Below are 25,349 nucleotides of genomic sequence, written 5' to 3' on the forward strand. Positions count from 1 at the left end.
TTCAGGTGCACAGCGCGATCACCTCGCATGTGAAGGTCTCCAGCCGGTGGATGCCCGCCCCCTGACCGGCCGGCAGGCGCACGGAGCCGCCCCGGACGACGGCGCGGCTCCCGTCGGGCCGCACCAGCACGGTGCCGTCGGCGTCCAGGGCGAGCAGTTCGTCGCCGTACCGCAGCAGGACGGGCGCGTCCGGTGCGGCGGAAACGGCGGTGTGTCCGGCGGCGAGCCCGGCCAGGACGGCGTCCGGACCACGGCCCCGGCCGGGCTCGCACAGCACCCAGGTGGTGGGCGCGCCGAGGGGACGGCCCTCGTCGGGGCGGTGGAAGTCGCTGCCGCCGAGGGGTACGGTCTGCTCCCCCCAGGCGCGGGCCCAGGCCAGCGGGGCGCCGTGCCGCCGGTCGGTCCAGGTGTGGTGCCACACCTCGGCGTGGCGGGGCCGCCGCGCGGTGAAGGGCAGTTCCCAGGCGCAGTCGTCGGCCAGCGGGTGGTTGACGGACAGCAGGCCGCCGCCGTTCTCCGCCTGGGTGAGCCACGCGTCGGCGGGGCGGCGGAAGTCGATCCAGCCGGTGTCGCCGAACACGTTGGCGTGCCCGAGGTCGGTGGTGACCTCCTGGCCGGGCAGCAGGGCGATCCCCTGGCGGGATCCGGCCGCCGCCAGGTGCGGGTGGTGGCTGACGGTGTTGTGGTCGGTGACCGCGAGGAAGTCCAGCCCCTCGGCGGCCGCGCACCGCGCCAGCTCGTCGACGGTGAGGGCCCCGTCGCTGTGCAGGGTGTGGGCGTGCAGGTCCCCGGCCAGCCAGGTGGCGCCGTCCGCTGCCGGTACGGTCCGCCGTGGCCGCCGCTCCCCCGCGGGCAGCGGCGGCGGGTACCGCACCTCGGGCGCGGCAGGGGCCCGTCGCACCGCCCGTGCCCGTACCTCGTAGGGCAGGCCCGCGGGCGGCACCCGGTGCAGCCGGAGCAGCACATGCCAGGTGCCGCCCGTCAGCGGTCCCGGCAGGTAGCCGGGGGTGGCCCAGGCCGGGGTCACGGTGAAGGTGTCGCGGGCGCCGCCGGACCAGCCGCGGAAGCCGCCGTCGGGGCCGAGGAGTCCGAGATCGAGGACGCCCGCCGCGCGCGGGTACGTCAGGGTGACCGTCAGGGCGCCGGCGCCGTCCGCGAGCTGTACCGGCAGGGCGCGCAGCACGTCCCGGGCGCGGTCCTCCATCGTCCAGGTGCCGCGGTGCACCTGCTCGCCACCGGCCCTCAAGCGGGCACCTGAGCGGCGCCGGGGGCGGCCGGGGCGGCGGCCAGGAGAGTGCCGTCACGGTAGAGGAGGGCCCGGTCGGCGCGGGGCACGGCCCAGCTTCGGACGCCGGTGACGGGCTCGTGCTCCTCCGGGACGACGACCTGTGCGCTGCTGCCGCCGTCGCACTCCAGGGTGACCAACTGCGCGCTGCCCAGGTTCTCCACGACGGAGACGGTGCCCTCCAGCGCCCCCTCGACCGGCTCGTCCGACCACCGCAGGTACTCGGGGCGGATCCCGTAGACGACCTTCTCACCCCCCTCGACGAGGTGGGCGGCGCCGTCGGGCACCGGGAGTCTCCGGCCGGCGACGCGGACCGCACCGCCGCCGTCAAAGACCTCGCCGTCGAGCAGGTTCATCGGGGTCGAGCCGATGAAGGAGGCGACGAAGGTGCCGGCGGGGCGGCGGAAGATCTCGGTGGGGGTGCCGACCTGGCGCAGCTCGCCGCTCTCCATCACGGCGATACGGTCGGCCAAGGCCAGCGCCTCCGCCTGGTCATGGGTGACGAAGACGGTGGTCACGCCCAGTTCCCGCTGGAGCTTCTTCAAGAAGGTGCGGGCCTCCAGACGCATCCGGGCGTCGAGGTTGGACAGCGGCTCGTCGAAGAGGAAGACCTCGGGGTGGCAGGCCATCGCGCGGGCGAGGGCGGCACGTTGCTGCTGACCGCCGGAGAGCTGACCGGGCCGGCGGTCCGTCAGATGGCCCAGACCCAGTTCCCCGGCCGTCTCGCGGGCCTTGGCGACGCGGTCGGCCCTGCCCACCTTCTTGATCTTCAGGGGGTAGGCGATGTTCTCGGCCACGGTCATGTGCGGGAAGAGGGCGTAGTCCTGGAAGACCATGGCGACGTCCCGGTCGCCGGGCGGCAGCGCGGTCACGTCCCGCCCACCGAGGTGGACGCTGCCGCCGGTGGCGTCCTCCAGCCCGGCGATGGTGCGCAGCAGCGTGGACTTGCCGCATCCGGAGGGGCCGAGCAGGGCGAAGAACTCGCCGTCGCGGACGGTCAGGTCGAGGCCGCTGAGCGCCTGTACGCCGCCGGGGTAGACCTTGGCGAGCCGGTTGAGCGTGATGTCTGCCATCAGGCCTTGATCCCTCCGTGGAAACGGAATCCGTAGCGGCGGCTGACGAAGAGGAACATCAGCACGACCGGCAGGGAGTACAGCAGCGAGAAGGTGGAGATGAGGGCCAGATCGGGCTGGCCGCCCTCGGTGTAGAAGGTGTACATGACCACTGCGGCGGGCGACTTGCCGGGCGAGCGCAGCAGCAGGAACGGGATGAGGAAGTTGCCCCACACCTGGGCGACGGCCCACACGCCGACGGTCGCCAGCCCGGGACGGACCACCGGGACAACGACGTCCCGCAGCACGCGCAGCGGCGAGGCGCCGAAGACCCGCGCCGACTCCTCGTAGGAGCGCGGCGTGGTGTCCATGAAGTCCTTCAGGATGAAGATGGCGGCGGGCAGCAGGCCGCCGGTCAGCACGAGGACGACGCCCAGGTAGCTGTCGACCAGGTCGAGTTCGGCCGCCAGCAGGAAGATCGGCACCATGGCGGCGGTGCCGGTGACGATGGAGGAGAGCAGCAGCAACGCGTACAGCAGTCCGTCGCGGCCGCGGAGGGGGACGCGGCTGAGCGCGTAGGCGGCCAGCGCGGAGAGGCCGACGACGAGCACGGCGCTGCCCACCGCCAGGATCAGCGAACTGGCCAGCGAGTCGACGGCGTTCGGGTTGTGCCACAGCCGCCGGAAGTTGGCGAGGGTGAAGTCGGGCAGGGACGCGGTGACGCCCGGGTGCCGGTCGAAGGGCGCGCTGGCCAGCCAGAGCATCGGCAGTGCGAAGAACGCCAGGGCGAGCGCGACCAGGAGGTAGGCGCCCACCCCGCGCAGCAGTGCGCCGACGGGGCCGTGACCGGTGGCCGCCGCCCGGGGCCGGTGGGCGCTCATACGGTCCCCTCCTTCGCGGCCGGCGCGCCCGTGACCGGGGCGGCCGGCTCCTTGCGGCTCTTGTTCTTCTGCCCCAGCAGCCGCAGATAGACCACGGCGACGACGAGGTTGATCAGCAGCATCAGGAACGAGAGCGCCGCGCCGTAGCCGAGTTCCCCGCTGCCCAGTGCCGTCTTGTAGATGTGGACGGGCAGCGTCTCGCTCGCCTTGTCGGGTCCCCCGGCGGTGATGAGGAAGGGTGTGAAGTCGTTGAACGTCCACAGGCTGATCAGCAGCAGGTTGGTCAGGATGTGGCCGCGGATGCGGGGGAAGACGACGTCGCGCAGTTGCTGCCCTCCGCTCGCCCCGGCCAGCCGGGCGGTCTCCAGGTGGGAGGCGGGCACGTTCCCGAGGGCAGCGCTGTAGAGCATCATCGAGAAGGCGCTGCCGCGCCAGATGTTGTAGACGGTGATCGACAGCATCGGGTGGTCCAGCAGCCACGCCGTACCCGGGGTGTGCAGCAGGGTGTTGAGGGTGCCGCCGTCGCGGTCGAGGAAGGCGATCCACAGGTACGCCACGACGGAACTCGGCAGGATCCACGCGAGCATGACCAGTGCTTCGAGAGTGGTCTTGAGCCAGCCGGTGCGCTCGCGCATCCACCAGGCGAGGGCGAACCCGAGACCTGCCTGGCCGATGACGGCGGAGCCCAGGACGAACAGCAGGGTCAGCCACAGGGAGTGGAGGAAGTCGGCGTCGCCGAGCGCCGTGGTGACGTTGTCGAGTCCGACGAAGGAGGGGTCGACGGCGGGGATGCCGGTGAGCCGGTAGTCGGTGGCGCCCAGGTAGAGCGTCCAGACGGCGGGCAGCACGAGGAAGAGGGCGATCAGGACGAGGGCGGGCGCCACGAAGGCGGCGGCGCGCCGCTTTCCGAGCCCGGCGGCGTCCTGTTCGGCCGTGCTTCGCGCACGGTCGGTACCGCCGCGTGCGCCGTCCGGGCCGCCGCGTGCGCCGCCCCGGGGACGGTCGGCTCCCTGCCCGTCGGGCTCAGCGGATGATGCGGTCGCTGCCACCGAGGACCTCCTCCAACTCCTTGCGGTACGCCCGTGCGGCGTGGGCGGGGTCCTTGCCGGACACGACCTGCGCGGTGGCCTCCTGCAGCGCCAGGGAGACGGCGGTGTAGGCGGCGAGCGGGGGCCGGAAGGTGGTGACGGGGAGCGCCTTGTCGGCACAGAAACGGAGCATGGGGTCGTGGTCGAGCACCGCGTCGTTGACGTCGTCCCGTTCGGTGATCATGGCGCTGTCGCCGAGCCGGGCCCGGAGCGCGGCGGCGGAGTGCAGCGCGGTCAGCAGTGCGAAGGCCTGGCGGGGGTGGCGGGTGTGCGGGTTGAGGACGTGGACGGAGCCGCCGGAGAGGCTGACGTGGTCGCGGCCGCCGAGCCCCGCCCCGGGGGCACGCGCCGGAACGAGCGCATACCCGACATCGTTGTCGCGGTTCTTCATGGCGGCGGTCCCGGTCCTGGGCGCGACGACGTCCCGCCAGAAGTAGTCGCCCTCGGCGAGGATGCCGAGCCGGCCCTCGGCGAACCGTTCGAAGGACTTGTCGCGCCCCTTCGCCTCCTGCTGGAGCTTCGGGTCCCCCAGACCGCTGCCGCCGTACACGTCCCGGTAGAAGCCCAGCACCGCACGGAGTTGCGGGGTGTCGCCGTACCAGCGGTCCCCCTTGGCGATCCACCCGCCCGCCCCGGCCAGCAGCGGCAGGACGCCCTGCATGGTGGTCGCCTCGCCCATGGCCGTACCGGCGTTGATCTGGAGCGGGGTCACGCCCTTGAGCCGCCTCAGCTTGCGGGCGGCCTCCAGGATGTCCCGCCAGCTGTCCGGCCGCCAGTCGGTGGGCAGCCCGGCCCGGCGGAAGAGCGGCTTGTGGAAGTAGAGGACCCGTGCGTCGGTACCGGCGGGTATCCCGTGCAGCCGGCCCTCGAACCGGGCCAGTGAGCGCACGTCGGGGCTGATCTGCGGCCAGCCCTCCCAGTCCGCCGCGCCCGCTCCCGCCACGTCCCGCAGCGGCTCGATGTACCGTGCCTGCGCGAACTCGCCCACCCAGATGCCGTCGATCCCCATGACGTCGGGGCCCGCATGGGCCTTCAGATCGAGTGCGAGCTTGGTCTTGTACTGCTCGTCGTCGACGCCGCTGGGCAGGAACTCGACGCGGACGTCGGTGCCCTCGGCCTTCTGCCGGGCGACGAACCGGGGGATGACCCACTTGGTGATCCAGTCCGCCTCGTCGGCGTTCTTGCCGCCGGAGACGGCGTTGGTGGCGACGGTGAGCGCCAGGCCGCTCCCGCCCGCTTCCCCGCGTGGATCGAGCGCGCTCCCGCAGCCCGCGAGCGCCGCCGAGCCCGCCCCGAGGACGGCGGCTCGCAGGGCGGTCCGCCGCGCGATGGCTCCCATCCGGTCCCCTCCTTGCGCCAGAGATCGTGCCGGAAGGTTGCAGGCTGGCACGGGGCCCGGATGACGTAAAGAGCTGTTGTCCTTACATCTTCGTCACGGCCCTCCCCGGGCTCCGCTCGCCGCCCCGGAGGCGTCACCGCCCCGTCCCGGCGCCTCGACGCCCCCGGCAGGACGCTGCCCCTCACATCGCGAGCCCCACGCCCCGGGCGGGGCGTGGGGCTCGCGATGGGATCCTGGGGCTCACGGGCGCCCGGCCGGCGGGCCGGGGCCGCCGCGTCAGCGCACGCGTCCCCTGGTGGCGCGGGCGGTGATGCGGTACGCCGCCCACAGAAAGGCGATCAGCGCGACGAAGATCCCGATGATCAGCAGGTAGAAGAGGCCCTTGAGCAGCGCGCCGAGGATCCCCAGCGCGATCGCCACCAGGACCAGGAACAAGAACAGCGCCATGTCTCCCTCACCTCCTCGGCTCAGCGGCGCGCCAGGCGGCGTTCGCCGCCCGCGCCCGGGGTGTACTCCAGCTCGTAGTGCGCGAAGACGGCTCCCTCGTCCTCGGCGGGCAGCACGTCGTCGGTCCCGAGGGACGGCGCGTCCTTCACCTGGCTCTTCGGGTAGGTGACCTTGAGGTACCGGGGGCCGACGGTGGCACCGGCCAGCGGTACGAAGACCAGGCGGTGACGCGTGGGCATCCCCACGGTCACGGTGGCGAAGGAGGGCTGGTCGGTGGCCGTGTCCACGTACACCGACTCCAGCGTGCCGATCCGGCTCCCGCTCTTGTCGACCACGTCGTGCCCGCGCCACTCCCGGATGTCGTCCGGTTCGAACATCGCATCCTCCACGTACGGGGGCCTGTTTCCATAGTGGCACCGGATCCCGCACGGCACCTGGTGGTCTGACCGGGCGGGTGCGCCGCTGGTACGGTCCTGAACCGCTCACAGCCAGGCTCCGCACGGCTCCGCACAGGCGGGGGGCGTATGGAGAAGCACGGCGGCAGGCCGGGCCGGCTCCCCGCGTGCCAGGGGCTTGTCGGATCGCGGGGGCCGGCGGGAGCGTGGGGGCTCCGGGCACTGCTCACGGCGGTGCTCGTCTGCTCGGTCACGGCCTGTGCCGCCCTGGCCCCGGGGAGCGCCCCCGATCCGGACCGGCGCACGACGGTACCGTCCGCCACGGCCGTCCCGAAGGGGGACGTCACCCTCACGCTCGCCTTCGCCGACGCCCCCGCGACGGTGGACGCGCTGGCCGCGGCCTCCCACAAGCGGCACCCGAACCTCACCATCGAGCCGCGCTGCACCCAGTTCGCCGTCGGCATGGACGACATCGCGGCCCGCGGCGACATCCTGGACCTGGGCCCGTACCGGGACGCGTACCGCTGGCGGGCGGAGTTCCCCGCCGCCTCGCTCGACCAGCTCACCGGCTCGGGGGCACGCGCCGCCCTGGGCAACCACCTGTACGAGTGCCGGCCGGACTGTCGATGACGGGCATCTACGACAACAAGGCGCCGGCCAGGAAGGCCGGCATCACCGGTCCGCCGCGCACCCTGGCCGATCCGCACTGATGCGTTCCGATCTGATCATCGCCGTCGGCGTGGTGCCCGCCTCGCTGGTGCTGTCCGGGCTGGCCGGGTACGCGCTGGGGACGATGCGGCTGCCGGGCGGCGACGGGGTGGCCGCCCTGTTCGTGGCGGGGCTGACGATCCCCGTCGAACTCATCGTGGTGCCGCTCTGGTTCGACCTGCGCGGTGTCGGTCTGACCGACTCCTCCCTCGGTGTGCTCCAGGTGGAGACCGCACTGTTCCTGCCGTTCAGCGTCTTCTGGATGCGTACCCACTTCCGCACCACGCCGCCCGAGCTGGTGGAGGCGGCGCGGATGGACGGGGCCTCCACGTGGACGGTGCCGGTGCGGGTGCTGCTGCCACCGGCGCGGCCCGCGCTGACCACGCTGGGCCTGCTGGTGTTCATGTGGTCGAGGAACCAGTTCCTGCTCGTACTGGTGCTGATCCAGGACGCGACCAAGCGCACCGCGCCGGCGGGGCTCGGCTTCTTCGTGGGGCAGAACAACACGGATGTGCCGATGCCGGCGGCGGGCACCGTCCTGGTGATGCTGTCCATCACGATCGTGTACGTGCTGTTCCAGCGGAGCTTCGTCGCGGGCCTGTTGCAGGGCGCCTTCAAGGGCTGAACCGGCCGGTCACGGCACTGATGTTCGAGTACCGGTCGCTCCTGCGCAGCCACTCGGCGCCGCGGCGCACTTCCTTCCGGCCGTTGCGGCCGAAAAGAGCGGGCGGGAGCGAAAGCCTCCGTTTCACCCGGCCGAGTTCACCCAGTGTTCACCGAACTGCCTGGAATCCGACACACTCGGTGAGTGACGATGGAGATCCCCCAGGCGTGACCGGTGACCGGGAGGAGGGACGATGCGGCGCAGCGTGACCACCGTACGGGCGTGCGTCCACGCCTTCGCTCTGCTGATCGCCCTGCTGCTGGCCGCCCAGGGAGCGAGCACGCTCGCTCCCCCCGGATCCGAGCGCACCTCCTCCGCCGCCGCGCAGGCCACCGGCCTCTCGGCGCCCGGCGAGGTCGAGCACGAGACCGCCCAGCAGGAGGCGCGCCGCACCGTCCGCGCTCCCACCGGGCCGCCGAACCCCGGGGAGCGCCCGCACCACGCCGCCTGCCGCCGGGCCCACTCGCTCGCGGCCGGCCACCCGTGCACACTGCCCGCCACGGGAAGCGCGGGCATACCGTGGAGCAGATCTGTCGAGGTCCCCGTCCTGCACCAGGTGTTCCGGCACTGAGACGCACCACGGCCGCCGCCGCCCGGTGACGCCCCTGCACGCCCTGTTTCCGTCGTTTCCCTCAGGGCGGTGACCGGCGTCCTGACCGGCTGCTTCCGGCTGCCGTCCACAGCTCACTCATCGCTGTCCCACCGGAACGCAAGGTCATCAACATGCGCTCTCTCATTCCGCACACCCGTGCCTTCGCCGCACGCGTCCGTGACCACGCCGACGAGGCCGTCAGCTACGGGAGGCTGGCACAGGGCCAGTCCCCCGAGGCGCTCTTCGTCACCTGCTCCGACTCGCGGGTGCAGCCCGCCGTCTTCACCGGGGCCCGTCCCGGGCAGTTGTTCGAACTGCGTACCGCGGGCAACGCCGTTCCCCCCTGCACGGCCGAACACGCCACCGGCGAGGCGGCCACGATCGAGTACGCGGTCCGGGTGCTGCACGTACCCGAGATCGTGGTGTGCGGGCACTCGCACTGCGGGGCGGTCGGCGCCCGGGTGCGCGGCGACGATCTGGCGGCCGCTCCCGCCGTCGACCGCTGGCTGGCAGCCCAGCTCGCCCCCGCCGCCGAACTCGCCGCCGACGACGACCGCGCCGCTGCCGACCTGACCGTCGCCGTACAGCGCCACGTGCGCGTCCAGTTGGCGCGGCTGCGCGGCTACCCGTGCGTCGCCGAGCGGCTCGCCGCGGGGCGGCTCACGCTGCGCGGATGGTTCTACGCCGTCGACACCGGCCAGGTGTCCGAACTGGACGCGCGCACCGACGCGTTCCTCCCGCTGTGAGGGGCCCCGCCATGACACGGACGAACTCCGAGCACGCCCCGCACACCGGGGCCACCACCGGCACCGCGGACGCCTCGCCGGCCGCCCGCCTCAACCCCTTCCGCAGCCGTGGCAGCCTGCGGGCCGACATCACCGCCTCGCTCGTCGTCTTCCTCGTCGCGCTGCCGCTGTGTGTCGGCATCGCCGTCGCCTCCGGTGTCCCGGCCGAACTGGGGCTGGTCACCGGCATCGTGGGCGGACTGGTCACCGGCTTCCTGCCGGGCAGCAGCCTGCAGGTCAGCGGCCCGGCCGCCGGGCTGACGGTACTGGTCTACGAGGCCGTACAGACCTACGGCCTCAGCGGGCTCGGCGTGCTGGTCCTCGCGGCCGGGCTGCTGCAACTGCTCATGGGTGTGCTGCGGCTGGGCCGCTGGTTCCGCGCCATCTCCGTCTCCGTCGTCCAGGGCATGCTGGCCGGCATCGGACTGGTGCTGATCGCCGGTCAGCTCTACGCCCTCGCCGACGCCGAGGCACCCGGCAGCGGGCCCGGCAAACTGCTGGGCCTGGCCGGGCTGGTGCGGGAGACGGCAGCCGACAACGAGGCGCTGGTCGCCGTCGCGCTCGGTACCGCCACCGTCGCGGTGCTGCTGGTGTGGCCCAGGTGGCGGGCCGCGGCCAAGCTGGTCCCCGCACCGCTGGTCGCCGTCCTGGCGGCCACGGCCGCGACGGCGGGCCTCGACCTGCCCGTGGCCCGCGTCGAGGTACAGGGTCTCCTCGACGCGGTCCGGCCGCCCGGACTCGACGACCTCGGCGGTCTGGTCTCGCTCGGCGCGGTCACCACCGTCCTGGCGTTCACCCTCATCGCCTCCGCCGAGTCGCTGTTCTCCGCCGCCGCCGTCGACCGATTGCACCACGGCCCGCGTACCCGGTACGACCAGGAGCTGATGGCCCAGGGCGCCGGAAACGCCGTCTGCGGCGTGCTCGGCGCCCTGCCGATGACAGCGGTCATCGTCCGCAGCTCGGCGAACGTGTCCGCCGGCGCCCGCACAAAGGCCTCCCGCGTACTGCACGGCGTCTGGCTGCTGCTGTTCGCCGCGGCCTTCCCCGCCGCCCTGGGCCTGATCCCGCTCAGCGCCCTGGCCGGGGTGCTGCTGCATGCGGGCTGGAAGCTGATCCCGGTCAGGGAACTGGGGCCGATGTGGCGGGACCACCGGGCCGAGGCCGTGGTCCTGGCGGTCACCGCGCTGGCCATCGTGCTGACCGACATGTTCCAGGGTGTCCTGCTGGGGCTGCTGATGGCCGTGGTGAAGGCCGCGTGGGAGACCTCCCACGTGCACGTGGAGACCGAGGACCCGGGCCACGGGCAGCCGCTGCGGGTGACGGTGCTGGGCAACGCCACCTTCCTGCGACTGCCCAGGCTCCAGGACCAGTTGGAGGCCCTGCCGGCCGACCGCCGGGTCGAACTGGACCTGGACAGGCTGCGGCACATGGACCACGCGTGCGGGCTGGCCCTCTCCCAGTGGGAGCGGCAGCACAACCGGGCGGCGGCGCCTACGGACTCTGGTCACCTGGAGAAGGGCGCTTCTACCCTGACCGGATGACGCGATTCGACGGGTACGCGGCGCTGGTGACCGGCGCCGGACAGGGCATCGGGGCGGCCGTCGCCCGCCGCCTCGCCACGGAAGGCGCCCGCGTCCTGGTCACCGACCGGGACGCGGGGCGCGCCGGGAAGGTGGCGGCGGAACTTCGCGCGGACGGCGCCGTTGCCGAGGCACGCGGCTGCGACGTGACCGACGCGGCAGCGGTCGAGGGCGCCGTCGCCCACGCTGCCGAGACCTTCGGCGGCCTCGACGTCCTGGTCAACAACGCCTACTCCTGCCACCGCGACCCGGACCGGTTCGAGGAGTGGCAGGAGTGGGCCTGGTACGAGGACTTCGAGGTGACCCTGCACGGCGCGGCCCGCTGCACGCGGGCCGCGCTGCCGCTGCTGGCCGGGGCCGGCGGCCGGGGTGCGGTCGTGAACGTCGGCTCCGTCAACGCCGAGCAGCACTTCGGCGACCACGCCTACAGCGCCGCCAAGGCCGGGCTCTCCTCGCTGACCCGCACCCTCGCCGTCGAGTCGGCCCCGCGCGGGGTGCGGGTCAACATCGTCGAGCCGGGCACGGTACGTACCGACGTGTGGCAGGGGCGGGCCGCGATGCTGGAGGAGCTCTCCGGGCACTACCCCCTCGACCGCGTGGGCGAGCCGTCCGACATCGCGGCGGCCGTCGCGTTCCTGGCCTCGCAGGACGCGGCCTGGATCACCGGGGTCGCCCTCCCCGTCGACGGCGGGCTGCTGGTCTCCAACCTGGCCATGAACCGCACCATGGCGCAGCCCTGACGGGCGCGGCCCGTTCGTTTTGGGGGCGCCCGGACCGCATCGGCCTGCGGTGGGCCGGGCGGCTGTTGGCAATACTGGGGCCATGCGCGTTGCGGTGATGACGGCGGGCTCGCGGGGCGACATCGCGCCCTGCACGGGGCTCGCGCACGGGCTGTCCCGCGCGGGGCACCACGTCACGGTGGCCACCCACGCCTCGTTCGCCCCGCTGGTGGAGGCGGCGGGCGTGCGGATGTGCCCGCTGCCCGTCGACCCGCGAGCCGAACTGGAGTCGGACCGCGGCCGGGCCCTGCACCACAGCACCACGGAGGCCGGCAGGATACTGCGCCTGGTGTCCATGGCCAGGGCGCTGGTGGGCGACATGGCACCGCCACTGGCCGCGCTCGCCCGCGACAGCGACGCCCTGGTGCTCTCCAGCTGGCTGGCGCCGCTCGGCCACGCGCTGGGTGAGGCGCTGGAGGTGCCGAGCATCGGCGCCTTCCTCCAACCGTTGCACCCCACCAGGGCGTTCGCTCCCTCGGTGCTCGGCGCACGCTCCTACGGCCCCTGGGGCAACCGGCTGGCCGGGCAGCTGGCGAACGTCGCCGTGGACCGGGTCTTCGCCGACGCGGTCCGCACCACCCTGCGCGACCTGCCCGGCACGGCGCCGGGCACCGCCCGCCGCGCCGGGCACCGGATGCGGGAGCGGCGGCGCCGGCCGGTCCAGCACGGGTTCAGCCCCGCGGTGGTGCCCCGGCCGCACGACTGGCGGCCCGGACTGGAGGTGAGCGGCTACTGGTGGCCGCACGACCCGGCCGGGGCACGACTCCCGCGCCACGTCGAGAAGTTCCTCGCGGACGGTGCACCGCCCGTCTTCGTGGGGCTGGGCAGCGCCACGGTCCCGGCACCGGAGGAGACCAGCGGCACGGTGGTACGGGCACTGCGCGCGGCCGGGCTGCGCGGTGTGGTCCAGCGCGGCTGGGCCGGGCTGCGGGCCGACGACGGGAACGACCTGCTCACCGTCGACGAGGTGCCGCAGTCGCTGCTGTTCCCACGGATGGCCGCCGTCGTGCACCACTGCGGCGCGGGCACCACCGGCGCCGGCCTGCGCGCGGGCGTGCCCGTGGTGCCGGTGCCCGTGCAGTTCGACGCGGCGTTCTGGGCGGCCCGCCTGGTGGAACTGGGCGTGGCACCGTGCGTGGTGCCGCTGCGCCAGGTGACCGCCGGCCGGCTGGCCGCCGCCCTCTCCGCGGCCGTCCGCGCTCCCTCGTACGCCCGCCACGCCCGGGGGGTCTGCGCGCGGGTGCGTGCCGAGGACGGAACGGGCGCCATGGTCGCCGCCCTCGACCGGCTCACGGGTCGGCGGCCGTGAACCGGCCACCGCACGCCGGTGGCCGGTGCCGGTACGGACGCGGCGGCCGCCTGCGCACCCGCGCCGTGGTCCACCGTCACCGCAGCCGCCACAGGTGGTCGGGGGTGCCGTTGTCGTCGTACTGGACGATCTGCGCGCTGTCCGCGGTCGACATGTCCGCGACGCCGAGCACCTTGCCGGTGCGTACGTTGGCGATCCGGTGCCACCCGGCTGCACCGTTCTCGTCCGCCACCAGCCGCCACAGCAGCCCGCCTTCCGACTCGTCCGCGGCGTACTGGACGATGCGGGCGCTGTTCGCGCCGGAGTCGTCCTCGACCCCCAGGACCTTGCCGCTGTAGCCGTTGCGCACCAGGTAGCGGCCCTGGCCGCGCGGAAGGAACTGCCAGGCGTGGTCTCCGGTGCCCGAGTCGTCGAACTGCACGACCCGGCCGCCCGCCTCCAGCCCCATCCCGTCCACCGCCAGCACCTTGCCGCTGTGCTTGTTCTCGACCCGGTGGTAGGGCGCCTCCTGGTGCCAGGGCCGGCCGTCGGCGGCGACGCGGGGAAAGGCGGTGATCCGCAGTCGGGCGGCGCCCATCGGGATCAGCGTGATCCGCTCCCGCTTCCCCTCGGCGCGCGCCGGTCCCGCCTGCAGCGGGTCGACGACCTGCTCGCTGTCGGCCGTCCACGCGGTGATCCGCCGGGCGGGGGCGGTCACCCGCAGCGGTGTGCCCGCGTGGGTGAAGGGGTTGCCGGACAGCGGCCCGGGAGCGCGGCGCACCTGCAAGTCCTCCTCGGGGTGGTCGGGATCGAGGTCGAGACCGTAGTTCCACCGGGAGGCGGCGTGCACGGCGTACTCGGGGAAGGCCGCGTCACCGCCGTAGCGCTCGTAGGTCTCCTCGATGCGCAGCGAGTACGTCAGCGGCCCGTGGTCGACGCTCACCGCGCCGCCGTTGTGCTGCCAGGTCCGCACGGTGGTGCGCTGCGGCAGCCGGAGCGCGACGGTGTCGCCGTCCCGCCAGGTGCGCCGCACGGTGGCGAAGGCGGGTCCGTCGTCGGCCCGGTGGGGCTCGCCGTTCACCGCCAGCTCCGGGCCGCGGCACCAGCCGGGGATGCGCAGCCGCAGCGGGAAGGCGGCCGGCGCGGGCAGGGACAGCCGCAGCGTCACGGTCTCCCCGAAGGGGTAGTCGGTCTCCTGGGCGACGGTCACCTCGGTACCGTCCGCCACCCGTGCGGTCACCTCGCTCGGCGCGTACATCGCCGCCGCGAGCCCGCCGCCGGGGGTGCCCAGCCACAGCTCCTCGGCCAGATACGGCCAGCCCATGCCGTAGTTGTGCGGGCAGCACCGGTAGCTGTCGACGCCCGGGTGATAGGCCAGCATGGCGAAACCGTTCTGGAACTGGCCCTGCGTCTTGACGTCGTTGCCGAGATCCACGCTGTTGGCGGCGGTGATGTAGTGGATCGCCTTGCCCTGCGGATCGAGGGCGGCGGGCAGCATGTTGAAGGCCAGCTCCTCGCAGCGGTCCGCCCACACCGGGTCGCCGGTGATCCGGGTCAGCACCTGGTGGCTGGCCATGAACTCGACGATGCCGCAGGTCTCGAACCCCTGCCGCGGGTCTGCGAAGCCGGGCCGCCGGTTCTCGTCCCCCGCGAATCCGCCGCCGGGGAACTGCCCGTACTCGCCCAGCAGTCGCTCGTAGGCGCGGTAGGTCGCGCGGGTCAGCGCGGCGTCGCCGGAGCGGCGCGCGTACTGCGCGGGCTCCCGGAAGCCCTGGGCGATGTTGACGTTGTGCTCGGTGGGCAGCCTCTCGGCGGTCCAGTCGGCGCCGTACTCGTGCATCGTGTCGCACAGGTCGAGCAGGTGGCCCTCGCCCGTGCGGTCGTACAGCCACATCGCCAGGTCGAGCCCGTCGCCCCACCGGTAGGAGACCCAGCTCCGGTCGAAGGCCCCCTGGTCCTGCGCGGCCATGAAGCGGGTGAAGCGGAGCATGAACGGGACGAGGCGCGCATCGCCGTCGTACTCCTCCCAGGTGCGCAGCGCCATCAGCAGCGGGAGGTACGGCCACAAGTCCGGGGCGCCCTCCAACTGGGTGCGCAGCGCCTCGGGGCCGAAGAAGCCGTCCGGTTGCTGGGTGGCGAGGATGGCGTCGACCCAGCGGCGGACCCTTCTCAGCGCGCCGCGGTCGCCGGTGACCACGGCGAGCGGGATGTACCCGCGCAGCCAGTAGGTGACCTCCTCCCAGCCGTCCTTGTCCGGGTGGGTCCAGCCCGTGTTCGCGAAGTCCAGGAAGTGTGACTTCTCGTAATACCTGCCGCTGAGGCCGTCGAGTTGGAGCCCGAGCTGGTGGGCCAGCCAGCCGCGCGGTCTGACACTGCCCGGGGGCAGCCGCGTGAAGGCGGGGTCGGCGAGGGCGCCCTGGTGTGCGGGCGCCGCCGCGGGGGATGCCGCCGCGGCCGGTTCGCTCGCGGCGAGGGCGCCGGTGGTCGCGCTCGCTGCGGCCGCCGCCTTGACCGCCTGGCGTCGGGTGAGAGGCATGTGCGGTCACCTCGTGGGTGGGTACGGGGCCCGGCCGCCCCGGAGCGGAGGCGGGGGGGCCGGGCCTGTGGGCGGGTGGTTACCGGTCGCAGGTGAGGGAGGAGTCCGCGACGCCCTCGGTCAGCTCGCGGTGGGCCGCCCGCAGCCGGTCCGTGTCGGCCTTGACGACCTTCCGGTCGTAGGTGAGCAGGCCGTTGAGTTCGCCCTCCAGGTCGGTGATCTGGGTGTAGACCGCGCCGCTGCTGCCGTCGCACGCCGCGAACTGTTCGACCTCCGCCAGCTTGGCCAGGTACTCGTCGGTGTACTTCTCCTGCTCCACCCCGACGTAGGTGTGGCGCACCGGCCAGGCGTGGCCGGGGACGGCGAGCCCGAGGCCGCCGTACTCACCGCTCACCAGCGCCCGTTTCCCGTCTGCTGCGGGCAGTTGGGCACCGGGGTAGCCGTGTGCGTCGGAGACGTCTCCGTTGCCGCCGTCCACGGCTCCGCAGCAGTTGTGGCCGCTCATGTTGTTCACCAGCCGGCTGGGGTCGAGGCCCTTGGCGTAGTCGGCCACGCGGGCCTGGTCGTACTGGCCCCAGCCCTCGTTGAAGGTGACCCACATGATCACCGAGGGGTGGCTGTCGTGCTGCCGGACCATCTCCTTCATCTCGTGCTCGTACTGCGCGCGGGCTGCGGTGTCCGGGGTGCGGTCCGAGCGCATGGACGGCATGTCCTGCCACACCAGCAGGCCCAGCTTGTCGGCGTGGTAGAACCAGCGGTCCGGCTCGACCTTGATGTGCTTGCGTACCGAGTTGAAGCCCATCTGCTTGTGCTGCCGCAGGTCGAAGCGGAGCGCCTCGTCGGTGGGTGCCGTGTACAGGCCGTCGGGCCAGAAGCCCTGGTCGAGAGTGGCCATGGAGAAGACGGGCTGTCCGTTGAGGACCATGCGCTGGCTGCCGTCGACCGTGGTGACGGCGATCTCCCGCATGCCGAAGTAGCTCTCGACCGCGTCGGCGGACGCGCCCTCACCGACGCGTACCTTCAGGGTGTAGAGGTGCGGGTCGTCGGGTGACCACAGGTGCGGGTCGGGTACGGGCACGTCGAAGGGCGTGCTGCCGCTGCCGGTGGCCCGGCCGACCTCCTCGGTGCCGTCGTAGGCCACGGCCGTGACCGGTACGCCGTCGCCTACGCCGCGCGCGGTGACCGCGACCTTCTCGCCGTCCAGGTCGGGGTTCGTGTGCACGCCGGTGGTGTGCGCGGCGGCCACCGGCTCCATCCACACCGTCTGCCAGATCCCCGACGAGGGCGTGTACCAGATGCCCTCGGGGCTCAGCCGCTGCTTGCCGACGGGTGGGTTGGGGCCGTCGGCGGAGTCGGTCGGGTCCCACACGCCGACGACCAGCTCCTGCCGGCTGCCGGGCACCAGCGCGTCGGTCACATCGGCGGTGAACCGGTCGTAGCCGCCCTGGTGCGCGGCCACGCGCTTGCCGTTGACGTAGACGGTGGCCTGCCAGTCGACGGCGTCGAAGTTGAGGTGCAGCCGCCTGCCGGAGCTGCCGGAGCTGCCGGAGCCGACGTTCCAGTCTGCGGGGACGGTGAACGTGCGCTTGTACCACATCCGTTCCTCGTGCCGGGTGACGCCGGAGAGCTGCGACTCCACCGGGTAGGGCACCAGGATCTTCTCGTCCAGCTTCCGGCCCTGCCCGACAGGCGGGGCCTCGCCCTCCGCGGCCCGGGCGAACTGCCAGGTGCCGTTGAGGTTCTGCCACTGCGTGCGCTTCAGCTGGGGCCGCGGGTACTCGGGCAGCGCGTTGCCGGGTTCCACATCCTTCGCCCACCGGGTGGAGAGCTGGTGTTCGGAGCGGTTGTCGCCGCTGGTCCAGAAGGCACCGACCGGGGCGCCGTCGGAGTCGGACAGTCCGCCCTTCCCGTCGTAGCGGATGTCTGCGGTGCCGCCCTGCCCGACGACCGGCTCGGTGAGCGACACGGACAGCCCGTACGGGTCCTTCGCGTCGAGGCGGACGGCGCCCAGCGGCCACTCGGCCCCGCCGATGACGGCCGTGAGGTGGTCGCGCAAGGGGGCGGGCGGCTTCTGGAGCCGCTGCGGGAAGCGGAGTTGAAGGGTGCGGCCGGAGGGCAGGACGTGCACCTCGGCCGGTCCGTCGTAGGCGAAGTCGTCGGGCGGGGTGAACGCGGACTGCGGGACGGCTCCCTTCTCCCCGCCCGGCGGGGTCCAGCGCACGTGGAGGTTGGAGCCGCCGTCCTCCTCGAAGTACTCGACCTTGATGTCGGAGGCGGTACCGGCCTTGAGCGCGACGGGCTCGGAGCTGATCTCCTTGTCCCAGTCGGCGACCCAGTGGTCGATCACCAGCTCGCCGTCGACCCACATGCGGAAGCCGTTGTCGCCGGTGATGTGGAAGGTGTGGTCGCCGGTCCGCTCCGGGGTGAGCGCACCGGTCCAGCGGACGGCGGTGTGGTCGGCCTCCCCGGTCCGCTCGGTCAGCCTCGGTTCGAGGTCGGCGAAGTCGAGCGCGGGGTCGAACGCGGTGGCCCGAAGGGTGCCGAAGTCGTGGGCGCCGGGGGCCGACTGGGTCCAGTACTCGCCCTTGAGGCCGTGGACGGCGGGCGGCCGGGGGGTGGCGGCCGCGGCGGGCGGCGAGGAGCCGAGGGCGGCAGCCAGCAGGGCGAGCAGGGCGAGGGCGGCGGTGCACGCCGCGGGCCAGGGGAGTGCGCGTCTCACGGTACCTCCGGATCGGTGCGGTGGGTGCTCCGTGCGGTGGTGCGCTCCGGGTCCGGGTGCCGGTCGGGTGGGCAGCCGGACTGACGTCGAGGGCGGGTTCGAGGACCTGACAGCGTTGTCGGCGTTGTCGGCGTTGTCGCAGTGCGACTCTGTCGCACAGTGTCGGAAAATGTGGGAACACGCTTGGTTCGCATAAGAGCACGCGGCGTCATGTGCTGTCCAGAGCCGCGGCACCGCTCCCCCGCCGGGAGCCCCGCCATAATGGCGCGTATGCGCGACTCGCTGCTGACGCGGACTCAACTCGTCGAGGACCTGGAGCGGTTGGGCGTGGAGTCCGGGACGACCGTGCTGGTGCACACCCGCATGTCCGCACTGGGCCGCATCGTGGGCGGCGCGCCGGTGGTGGTGGACGCGCTGTGCCAGGTGCTCGGGCCGCGCGGCACGGTGCTGGTGCTCACCGGCTGGCAGGATCGCCCGCCCTACCACCAGGACGGCTGGGACGAGGCCGAACGCGCCTGCTACCGCGCCGCATGCCCCGCCTTCGATCCCCGCTTCGCCCACGCCGAGCGCGGGAACGGCCGGGTGGCCGAAGCAGTGCGCTGCCGACCGGACGCGGCGTACAGCCGGCATCCCGTCGCCGCGTTCGCGGCCGTGGGCGCCGAGGCCGAGTGGCTGGTGTCCGGGCAGTCCCTGGACGAGGGGTACGGCCCCGGGTCGCCGGTGCACCGGCTGGTGGAGACAGGCGGATCGGTCCTCTCCCTGGGTGCGCCGCCGGAGACCATGACGGTGCTGCACTACGCGGAGTATCTCGCCGAAGCCGGCAACAAGCGGTGGGTGGAGTACGAGATGCCGGTGCTCGTCGACGGCCGGCGGACATGGCGACGGATCCGGGAACTCGACAGCTCGCTCGGCGCCTTCCCGTACGAGACCCTGCCGCTGGACGACGACCCGTTCGCCGTCCTCACCCGCAGCGCCCTCGCGACCGGCCTGGGGCGCACCGCACGCATCGGGGACGCGGCCTGCCATCTGATCCCCGCAGCGCCTTTCGTCCAGCACGCCGCGACCTGGATGACCCACCGCTTCGGTGGCCGCTGAACCGTGGGCCGTGCCGCCCGGTCCGGGTACGGGCGGAACCAGCAGCGAGCAGCACCCGTCGTGATCACCAGGTATACCCCCGTGCATGGTGCGAGAAAAGGAACGGATCGTATGAGGCGTGCGCTCTTCCCTGTGGCCGTACTGGCCGTCGGGGCAATGTCTTTGACCGGGTGCGGTGACGAGGACTCCGGAGGCGGGAACACGGCCGCCGGTGGAGAGTCGGGCAAGGTGCTCCGCAAGGCGTCTCCGGCCACGCTGCACAGCGTCAGGGCGGCCACACCGACGCAGCGGGACGCGGCGCGGCTCGGTACGCCGAAGAAGGCCCGCCTCTGGGCCAGGCCGGGAGACGACGAGGGGACACCACCGGCCATCTGCGACTACGCGGACGACGTATGCACGTCACTGGTCGCCTTCGGCGTGGGCGACTACAAGGACAAGGAGATCTCCACCAGGCAGACGCAGTTCGAGATCTACGGATATCCGAGCCGCGGCGCGGCCCGGAGTGCGCAGCAGCGGTACGTCGCCTACAACCACTCCGACGAGGAGCGGGACGCCCTGCGGCCCCGGAAGATCCCGGTCGAGGGAGCGGAGAGCGCGAAGGGCTTCGAGATGGGCCCGGGCGGCAGCCTGAAGGGCTACTCGGTGATCGTTCAGCAGGGCTCGTACATGGCCGACGTGGAGGTCAGGGCGGACGACGCGAAAGACCTGAAGGGCCTCAAGGCCGTGCAGAAGGCCGCGGAGCTCCAGCTCGCCAAGATCACAGCAGCGGACAAGTGAGCTCGCCGCGCCACGGCTCGGGGCCCGTGCCCGTCCGCAGCGTCGGAGGGTCCGGGACGACGGCGCCCCGGACCCCCTGTTCGCACCCCGACGGCGGCACCGTCACACGTCCACACCCCGGTTGCGCAGCCATGGCACGGGGTTGACGGCCGAGCCGTACTCGGGCGTGACCCGCACCTCGAAGTGCAGGTGCGGACCGGTGGAGTTGCCCGTGCTGCCGGACAGCCCGATGCGCTCCCCCGCCCGCACGTGCGCACCCTGCTTGGTCTGGATCCGCGAGAGGTGCGCGTACTGCGTGTAGTAGCCGTTGGCGTGCCGGATGACGATGTGGTTGCCGAACGGGCCGCCGCACGCCGTCTTGACGACGGTGCCCGCACCCACGGCACGCACCGGGGTACCGGTCCCCACGGCGAAGTCCTGCCCGGTGTGGTTGTGTCCCCAGCGCTTGCCGGAGGAGGCGAAACCGGCGGAGAGCGTGTAGCCCTTGACCGGCTTCACCCACGTCGCGTCGCTGTGCGCCCGCCCCTTCGGCGGCGGGCTGTAGGCGCATCCGCCGGAGGCGCTGACGGGCACGGCCTGGAGCGCCGCCCGGGAGACCGGGCCGGCCGCCCGCGCGGCCCGGGCCGCGCGCTCCTGACGCATCCGCACCCTGGCCTGCGCGAGCCGCTGCTCCACCGCGCGCTTGGCGCGCCGCTGCTGGGCGGCGTCCGCCTTCAGCCTGCCGAGCACCGCCCGTTCGTGCGCCCGGTCGCGGACCAGCTGCCGCTGAGTGGCCTTGGTGCTGAACAGCAGCCGCCGGAAGGCGTGGTCGCCCTGGCGCTGCGAACGCAGCTTGTCCAGCAGCGTCTCGGGGGACGAGGTGGTCAGCAGCCGGGTACCGGGGGCCCAACTGCCCTGCTGGTACTGCTGCCGGGCCACGGCGCCGAGCTGCCGGTGCAGGGTGTGCAGCCGCCGCTCGCCGCGGTGGACGGCACGGGTGGCACGCCGGGCGGCGGTGCGCTGCGCGGTGGCCTTGCGCTGGGCGGCCTCGAACCGCGCGGAGGCCGCGGTGGCCTCGCGGTAGAGGGCGGCGATCCGGTCGGAGAGCGGCTGCACCGTCTCGGACGTCTGCTGCGCCGGGGCGGCTCCGGCGGCGTGCGGAGCGCCGCCGGCGAGCGCCACGGCGCACAGCAGCGCGGCCAGCGGGGCCGCCGCCCGTCTCTTTCGTACGGCCTGAGTCATGGCACGATCGTGCGTCCGCGCACCGCGTCGGACCGGCCGCGCGGGCGCGGCACGCGGGCGGCTTGGGCCGTTCGACGCAGTCGCGTGTCCCCGGGACGGGTGCATTTCCGGCTCCGCCGGTAGAGCTCCGGACCCCCGGCGCACGGACGTCCGCCGCGCGCCCCCGGTGGCCGGTCCCGCCGGCGGTGGGTCCCTGTCGGCGCGCGGACCGCCGGCCGACCTCCATTTGTTTCTACCTACACAGAAATGCATAATGCACTTATGCAGAAGCGGGTGACGGAGAGCGCGGACCCCCACCAGGCCCCACCGGAGGACCTGATCATCGCGGTCGAGCAGATGGTCGGCTACGTACGCCGCAGCGCCACCGCGGGCGGGCTGAGCACCGCGGCCTCCCAGACGCTGGCCCGCCTGGGCCGCGAGGGTCCGCAGCGGCTGACCGAACTGGCCCGGGCCGAAGGCGTCTCCCAGCCGAACATGACCCAGCTCGTCACCCGGCTGGAGCGGGCCGCCCTGGTACGGCGCACCGCGGACCGCAGCGACGGCCGCGGCGTCCTGGTGGAGGCAACCGACGCGGGCCTGGAGCTCTTCCGCCGGCGGCGTGCCGAGCGCGCCGAGGCCCTGGGAGAGCTGGTGGCGGAGCTGGACAAGCCCGAGCAGGAGGCCGTCCGCCTCGCCCTGCCGGCCCTGGCCCGCGCCATCCGGGCCCGCCAGGGCCCACCCGCCCGCTCCTGACCCCGCCCTGCAACCGTCCCCTCGTCCGTCGACTTTCCGGAAGAGAAGCACACATGAGTGCACCGCAAGGAAAGGCCGCGAGCCCGTTCAAGCAGCCGAAGGCCGTCTGGGCCGTCGCGTTCGCGTGCGTGATCTCGTTCATGGGCATCGGCCTGGTGGATCCGATCCTGCCCGCCCTGGCCGAGAGCCTGAAGGCCTCGCCCAGCCAGGTCTCCCTGCTCTTCAGCAGCTATCTGATCGTCACCGCGGTGGCGATGCTGATCGTCGGCTGGTTCTCCAGCCGCTTCGGCGCCAAACGCACCCTCGTCATAGGCCTGGTGATCATCGTCGCCTTCGCGGCGCTGGCCGGAGCCTCCGGTTCCATCAACGGCATCGTCGGCTTCCGGGCCGGCTGGGGGCTGGGCAACGCCCTGTTCATCGCCACCTCGCTGGCCGTGATCGTCGCCTCGGCCAGCGGCGGCTTCGGCGGCGCCATCATCCTGTACGAGACCGCCCTGGGACTCGGCATCGCTGTCGGCCCGTTGCTGGGCGGGGAGTTGGGAGCCATATCCTGGCGCGGCCCGTTCTTCGGCGTCGCCGTCCTCATGGCCGTCGCACTCGCCGCGACCATCGCGTTCGTGCCGAACCTGCCGAAACCCGCGCGCCCCACCTCCGCCCTCGCCCCGCTCAAGGCGCTGCGCCACCGCGGCCTGCTGACCATGGGCAGCATGGCCCTGCTCTACAACTGGGGCTTCTTCACCATGCTCGGCTACGCGCCGTACCCCATGGAGCTGGAAGCCCACGAGCTCGGCCTGGTCTTCACCGGCTGGGGCCTGCTGGTGGCCGCCTTCAGCGTCTTCTTCGCCCCGCGCCTGCAGGCCCGTTGGGGCACCGCGCCGGTGCTGTACGCCAACCTCCTGGGGCTCGGCGTGGTGATGGCCGTCATCGCCGCCGGGGTCAGCACGCCGACCGTGGTGATCGTGGCGGTCATCCTCAGCGGCGCCTTCATCGGCATCAACAACACGCTCACCACCCAGGCCGTCATGCTCGTCTCCCCCGTCGAGCGCCCGGTGGCCTCCTCCGCCTACGGCTTCCTGCGCTTCATCGGCGGCGGCCTGGCCCCGTACGTGGCGGGCAAGCTGGCCGACGCCGCCGACCTCAGCGTCCCCTTCTACCTGGGCGCCGCCACCTTCCTGCTGGCCATTCCGGTGCTGGCCAGCGGCCATGGGCTGCTCAAGCAGGCGGAGGCGCAGCCCGAGGAGGCGGAGCCGGTCACCCCGGCGCTCACCCCCGTCGGCGGAACGGCGGCGGCCGGCGAGCGGCCGGTCATCGTGGCCGTCGGCGCCCATGAACGGGCCGCCACCATCGTGGACACCGCGGCGCGCTTCGCCCGCCTCTCCGGCAGCCCGCTGGAGGTCGTCCACGTCCGGCAGGCCGCGGTCGTCGAGGAACAGGTCGTCGACACGGAGGACGCGGAGCAGGCACGGGCCGCGGTGACGGCGCACCTGGACCGGCTCGCCGGCGAGGGCATCCCCGCCGGCGGACAGGTCCTCACCAGCGTCGGTGACCACGCCGCGGCCGGACGCGCCCTGGCCCGGCACGCCGCCGAGGTCTCGGCCCGCGCCGTGACGGTCGGCCGCTCACCCCGCGGCGCCCTGGCGCAGTTCGCGGACGGCAGCTTCACCACCGCCCTCGCCCATGCCGCGGGCTGCGACGTCCTCCTCGTCGACCCCGACACCGCACCGCGGCCGTTGACCGCTCACACCCTGGCGGAGCTGCGCAGCGGAGCAGCGTGAACCACGGGGCGCCGCCCCCTTCCCGGGATCTCACGCCCCCGGGGAGGGGGCGGTGTCCGGTTCGGGGTGCGCAGGGCTGCTCTCGCTGTAGGTGGCGCTCTCGCCCGGCCGCGGGCGCAGCAGCGACCAGGCCAGGGCGGCGGCGGCCGCGAGCAGGCACGCACCGGCGAGCCCGGTGAACCGGATGCCGTCGCAGAAGGCGTCCCGCGCCTCACCGGCCAGCGCTCTGCCGGGTGCGCCACCCAGCCGGGCCGCGGCCGCCAGCGCGCTGCCCAGCGTTTCGCGGGCCGCGTCCAGCGCCCGCGAGGGGACGCCGTCGACCGGGTCGAGTCCCATCCGGTACGCCGAGGACAGCACGCTGCCCAGGACGGCGACCCCGAGCGCCCCGCCCAGTTCGATGCCGGTCTCCGAGACGGCCGAGGCCGCACCGGCCCGCTCGGGCGGCACGGTGGAGAGCACCATGTCGTTGGTCAGCGTCATCACCGTGCCCACGCCCAGGCTGACCAGGCAGAAGGCGAGCACGACGACGAGCACGCCGTGCCCCGGCGGAAGGGCCGTCATGGCCGCGAAGCCGAGTGCGGCCGTCGCCAGTCCGGCGGCGATGAGCTGCCGCAGTCCGGTGCGCCGCGCGGCGGCGGCCGCGAAGAATCCGGAGGCCACGGACAGGGCGGCGCCCGGCAGCAGGAGCAGTCCGCCACGCAGGGGCGAGAGCCCCTCGGACAGTTGGAGGTACTGCGGGATGAAGAAGAGGGACCCGGCCAGCACGAAGACGACCAGCACGTTGGTGACGACGGCGGTGGAGAAGCGGCGGATGCGGAAGAGCGAGATGTCGATCAGCGGGTCGGACAGGGCGCGCTGCCGGCGGACGAACACGGCTCCGAAGGCGAGTCCGACGACGAGGAACGGCAGCGAGATCAGCTCGTCGCCGTGGGCGAAGCTCTTGACGGCGTAGACGACGGGCAGCACGGTCAGCAGCGTGAGCGCGGCGCTCGGCAGGTCGAAGCGGCCCGGCGCCGGGTCCTTGGTCTCGGGCACCAGCAACGGCAGCCCGATCAGGGCCAGCACGACCAGAGGCAGGTTGATCAGGAAGACCGAGCCCCACCAGAAGTGCGCCAGCAGGACGCCGCCGACCACCGGGCCGAGGGCCGATCCCGCGCTGAAGGCGGAACCCCATGCAGCGATGGCCAGAAGGCGCTGGCGCTGGTCGCGGAACATGTTGCGCAGCAGCGAGAGGGTGGAGGGCATCAGGGTGGCGCCGGCGATGCCCAGCAGGACCCGGGCCCCGATCAGGGCGGCCGCACTGGGGGCGTAGGCGGCGAGTGCGGAGGCGGCCCCGAAGCCGGCGCAGCCCGCCACCAGCAGCTTGCGCCGGCCGATGCGGTCCCCCAGGGTGCCCATGGTGACCAGCATCCCGGCGAGGACGAAGGAGTAGATGTCCACCAGCCACAGCAGTTGGGTGCTGGAGGGGGCCAGGTCCTCGCTGAGGGCGGGCACGGCGAAGCCGAGGACGGTGAGGTCGATCGCGATCAGCAGCACGGGCAGCGTGAGGACGACCAGCCCTGCCCACTCTCGTGGTCCGGCCTTCCCGGTCGCGTCGTGCGCCATGGGTGA

Annotated in this window: 22 protein-coding genes; 11 read left to right on the forward strand and 11 right to left on the reverse strand. The window is 73.3% G+C overall.

Going from position 1 to position 25,349, the window contains the following annotated elements:
• Position 1: 1 nt before the first annotated feature.
• From H297_RS0112355 to H297_RS0112385, 7 genes are all read right to left on the reverse strand, one after another.
• The gene (locus H297_RS0112355) at positions 2-1,246 is read right to left on the reverse strand and encodes a CehA/McbA family metallohydrolase (protein ID WP_486589486.1); all 1,245 of its coding nucleotides are present in this window, start codon (positions 1,244-1,246) and stop codon (positions 2-4) included.
• The gene (locus H297_RS0112360) at positions 1,243-2,358 is read right to left on the reverse strand and encodes an ABC transporter ATP-binding protein (protein WP_027737302.1); all 1,116 of its coding nucleotides are present in this window, start codon (positions 2,356-2,358) and stop codon (positions 1,243-1,245) included. Before H297_RS0112360 ends, H297_RS0112355 begins: the two co-directional genes overlap by 4 nt.
• Positions 2,358-3,218 carry a carbohydrate ABC transporter permease gene (locus tag H297_RS0112365; protein WP_051351767.1) on the reverse strand — a complete coding sequence of 287 codons (861 nt, stop codon included), beginning with the start codon at positions 3,216-3,218 and terminating at the stop codon, positions 2,358-2,360. Before H297_RS0112365 ends, H297_RS0112360 begins: the two co-directional genes overlap by 1 nt.
• Positions 3,215-4,267, reverse strand: a complete 1,053-nt coding sequence (locus H297_RS36005; RefSeq protein WP_051351768.1) for a carbohydrate ABC transporter permease — start codon at positions 4,265-4,267, stop codon at positions 3,215-3,217. Before H297_RS36005 ends, H297_RS0112365 begins: the two co-directional genes overlap by 4 nt.
• The gene (locus H297_RS0112375; protein ID WP_027737304.1) at positions 4,242-5,645 is read right to left on the reverse strand and encodes an extracellular solute-binding protein; all 1,404 of its coding nucleotides are present in this window, start codon (positions 5,643-5,645) and stop codon (positions 4,242-4,244) included. The genes H297_RS36005 and H297_RS0112375 overlap by 26 nt, the downstream gene beginning before the upstream one ends.
• A gap of 276 nt (positions 5,646-5,921) precedes the next feature.
• A complete protein-coding gene (locus tag H297_RS43700; RefSeq protein WP_199787181.1) occupies positions 5,922-6,092 on the reverse strand; it encodes a hypothetical protein in 171 nt (56 codons plus the stop codon).
• A 20-nt stretch (positions 6,093-6,112) separates the two neighbouring features.
• Positions 6,113-6,469 carry a PRC-barrel domain-containing protein gene (locus H297_RS0112385; protein ID WP_027737305.1) on the reverse strand — a complete coding sequence of 119 codons (357 nt, stop codon included), beginning with the start codon at positions 6,467-6,469 and terminating at the stop codon, positions 6,113-6,115.
• A gap of 147 nt (positions 6,470-6,616) precedes the next feature.
• On the opposite strand from H297_RS0112385, the gene H297_RS43705 reads away from it, so the two are divergent.
• From H297_RS43705 to H297_RS0112415, 7 genes are all read left to right on the forward strand, one after another.
• Entirely contained in the window at positions 6,617-7,117 is a 501-nt protein-coding gene (locus H297_RS43705) for a hypothetical protein (protein ID WP_199787191.1), read from the forward strand.
• A gap of 79 nt (positions 7,118-7,196) precedes the next feature.
• Positions 7,197-7,820: a carbohydrate ABC transporter permease gene (locus H297_RS36010; RefSeq protein WP_486589487.1), complete on the forward strand. Its 624-nt coding sequence runs from the start codon at positions 7,197-7,199 to the stop codon at positions 7,818-7,820.
• A 232-nt stretch (positions 7,821-8,052) separates the two neighbouring features.
• A complete protein-coding gene (locus H297_RS0112395) occupies positions 8,053-8,430 on the forward strand; it encodes a hypothetical protein (RefSeq protein WP_027737306.1) in 378 nt (125 codons plus the stop codon).
• A 152-nt stretch (positions 8,431-8,582) separates the two neighbouring features.
• Positions 8,583-9,197, forward strand: coding sequence for a carbonic anhydrase (locus tag H297_RS0112400; protein ID WP_027737307.1), 615 nt, complete (start codon positions 8,583-8,585; stop codon positions 9,195-9,197).
• Between the two features lie 11 nt (positions 9,198-9,208).
• Positions 9,209-10,777, forward strand: a complete 1,569-nt coding sequence (locus tag H297_RS36015) for a SulP family inorganic anion transporter (RefSeq protein ID WP_078513938.1) — start codon at positions 9,209-9,211, stop codon at positions 10,775-10,777.
• Entirely contained in the window at positions 10,774-11,556 is a 783-nt protein-coding gene (locus tag H297_RS0112410) for an SDR family oxidoreductase (RefSeq protein WP_027737308.1), read from the forward strand. The genes H297_RS36015 and H297_RS0112410 overlap by 4 nt, the downstream gene beginning before the upstream one ends.
• Positions 11,557-11,638: 82 nt before the next feature.
• Entirely contained in the window at positions 11,639-12,904 is a 1,266-nt protein-coding gene (locus H297_RS0112415) for a glycosyltransferase (RefSeq protein ID WP_199787182.1), read from the forward strand.
• A gap of 76 nt (positions 12,905-12,980) precedes the next feature.
• Here H297_RS0112415 and H297_RS0112420 read toward each other — a convergent pair whose 3' ends face one another.
• Positions 12,981-15,419, reverse strand: coding sequence for a beta-L-arabinofuranosidase domain-containing protein (locus tag H297_RS0112420; protein ID WP_027737310.1), 2,439 nt, complete (start codon positions 15,417-15,419; stop codon positions 12,981-12,983).
• Positions 15,420-15,498: 79 nt separating this feature from the next.
• On the reverse strand, positions 15,499-18,138 hold the full coding sequence (locus tag H297_RS0112425; protein WP_027737311.1) for a glycoside hydrolase family 2: 2,640 nt from the start codon (positions 18,136-18,138) through the stop codon (positions 15,499-15,501).
• 270 nt (positions 18,139-18,408) lie between these two features.
• Here H297_RS0112425 and aac(3) point away from each other — a divergent pair, with 270 nt between their 5' ends.
• Positions 18,409-19,233 carry an aminoglycoside 3-N-acetyltransferase gene (aac(3), locus tag H297_RS36020; protein ID WP_486589488.1) on the forward strand — a complete coding sequence of 275 codons (825 nt, stop codon included), beginning with the start codon at positions 18,409-18,411 and terminating at the stop codon, positions 19,231-19,233.
• 111 nt (positions 19,234-19,344) lie between these two features.
• Positions 19,345-20,010, forward strand: coding sequence for a hypothetical protein (locus H297_RS0112435; protein WP_027737312.1), 666 nt, complete (start codon positions 19,345-19,347; stop codon positions 20,008-20,010).
• Between the two features lie 102 nt (positions 20,011-20,112).
• Here the strand turns inward: H297_RS0112435 and H297_RS0112440 are convergent, their stop codons facing one another.
• Positions 20,113-21,231: a M23 family metallopeptidase gene (locus tag H297_RS0112440; protein WP_064744812.1), complete on the reverse strand. Its 1,119-nt coding sequence runs from the start codon at positions 21,229-21,231 to the stop codon at positions 20,113-20,115.
• A gap of 261 nt (positions 21,232-21,492) precedes the next feature.
• On the opposite strand from H297_RS0112440, the gene H297_RS0112445 reads away from it, so the two are divergent.
• Positions 21,493-21,963, forward strand: a complete 471-nt coding sequence (locus H297_RS0112445; RefSeq protein ID WP_037793791.1) for a MarR family transcriptional regulator — start codon at positions 21,493-21,495, stop codon at positions 21,961-21,963.
• Between the two features lie 53 nt (positions 21,964-22,016).
• Positions 22,017-23,738: an MFS transporter gene (locus tag H297_RS0112450; RefSeq protein ID WP_027737315.1), complete on the forward strand. Its 1,722-nt coding sequence runs from the start codon at positions 22,017-22,019 to the stop codon at positions 23,736-23,738.
• A 30-nt stretch (positions 23,739-23,768) separates the two neighbouring features.
• Here the strand turns inward: H297_RS0112450 and H297_RS36025 are convergent, their stop codons facing one another.
• Positions 23,769-25,343, reverse strand: a complete 1,575-nt coding sequence (locus tag H297_RS36025; RefSeq protein WP_051351769.1) for an MFS transporter — start codon at positions 25,341-25,343, stop codon at positions 23,769-23,771.
• Positions 25,344-25,349: the final 6 nt, after the last annotated feature.

It is taken from the genome of Streptomyces sp. CNT360 (assembly GCF_000424785.1).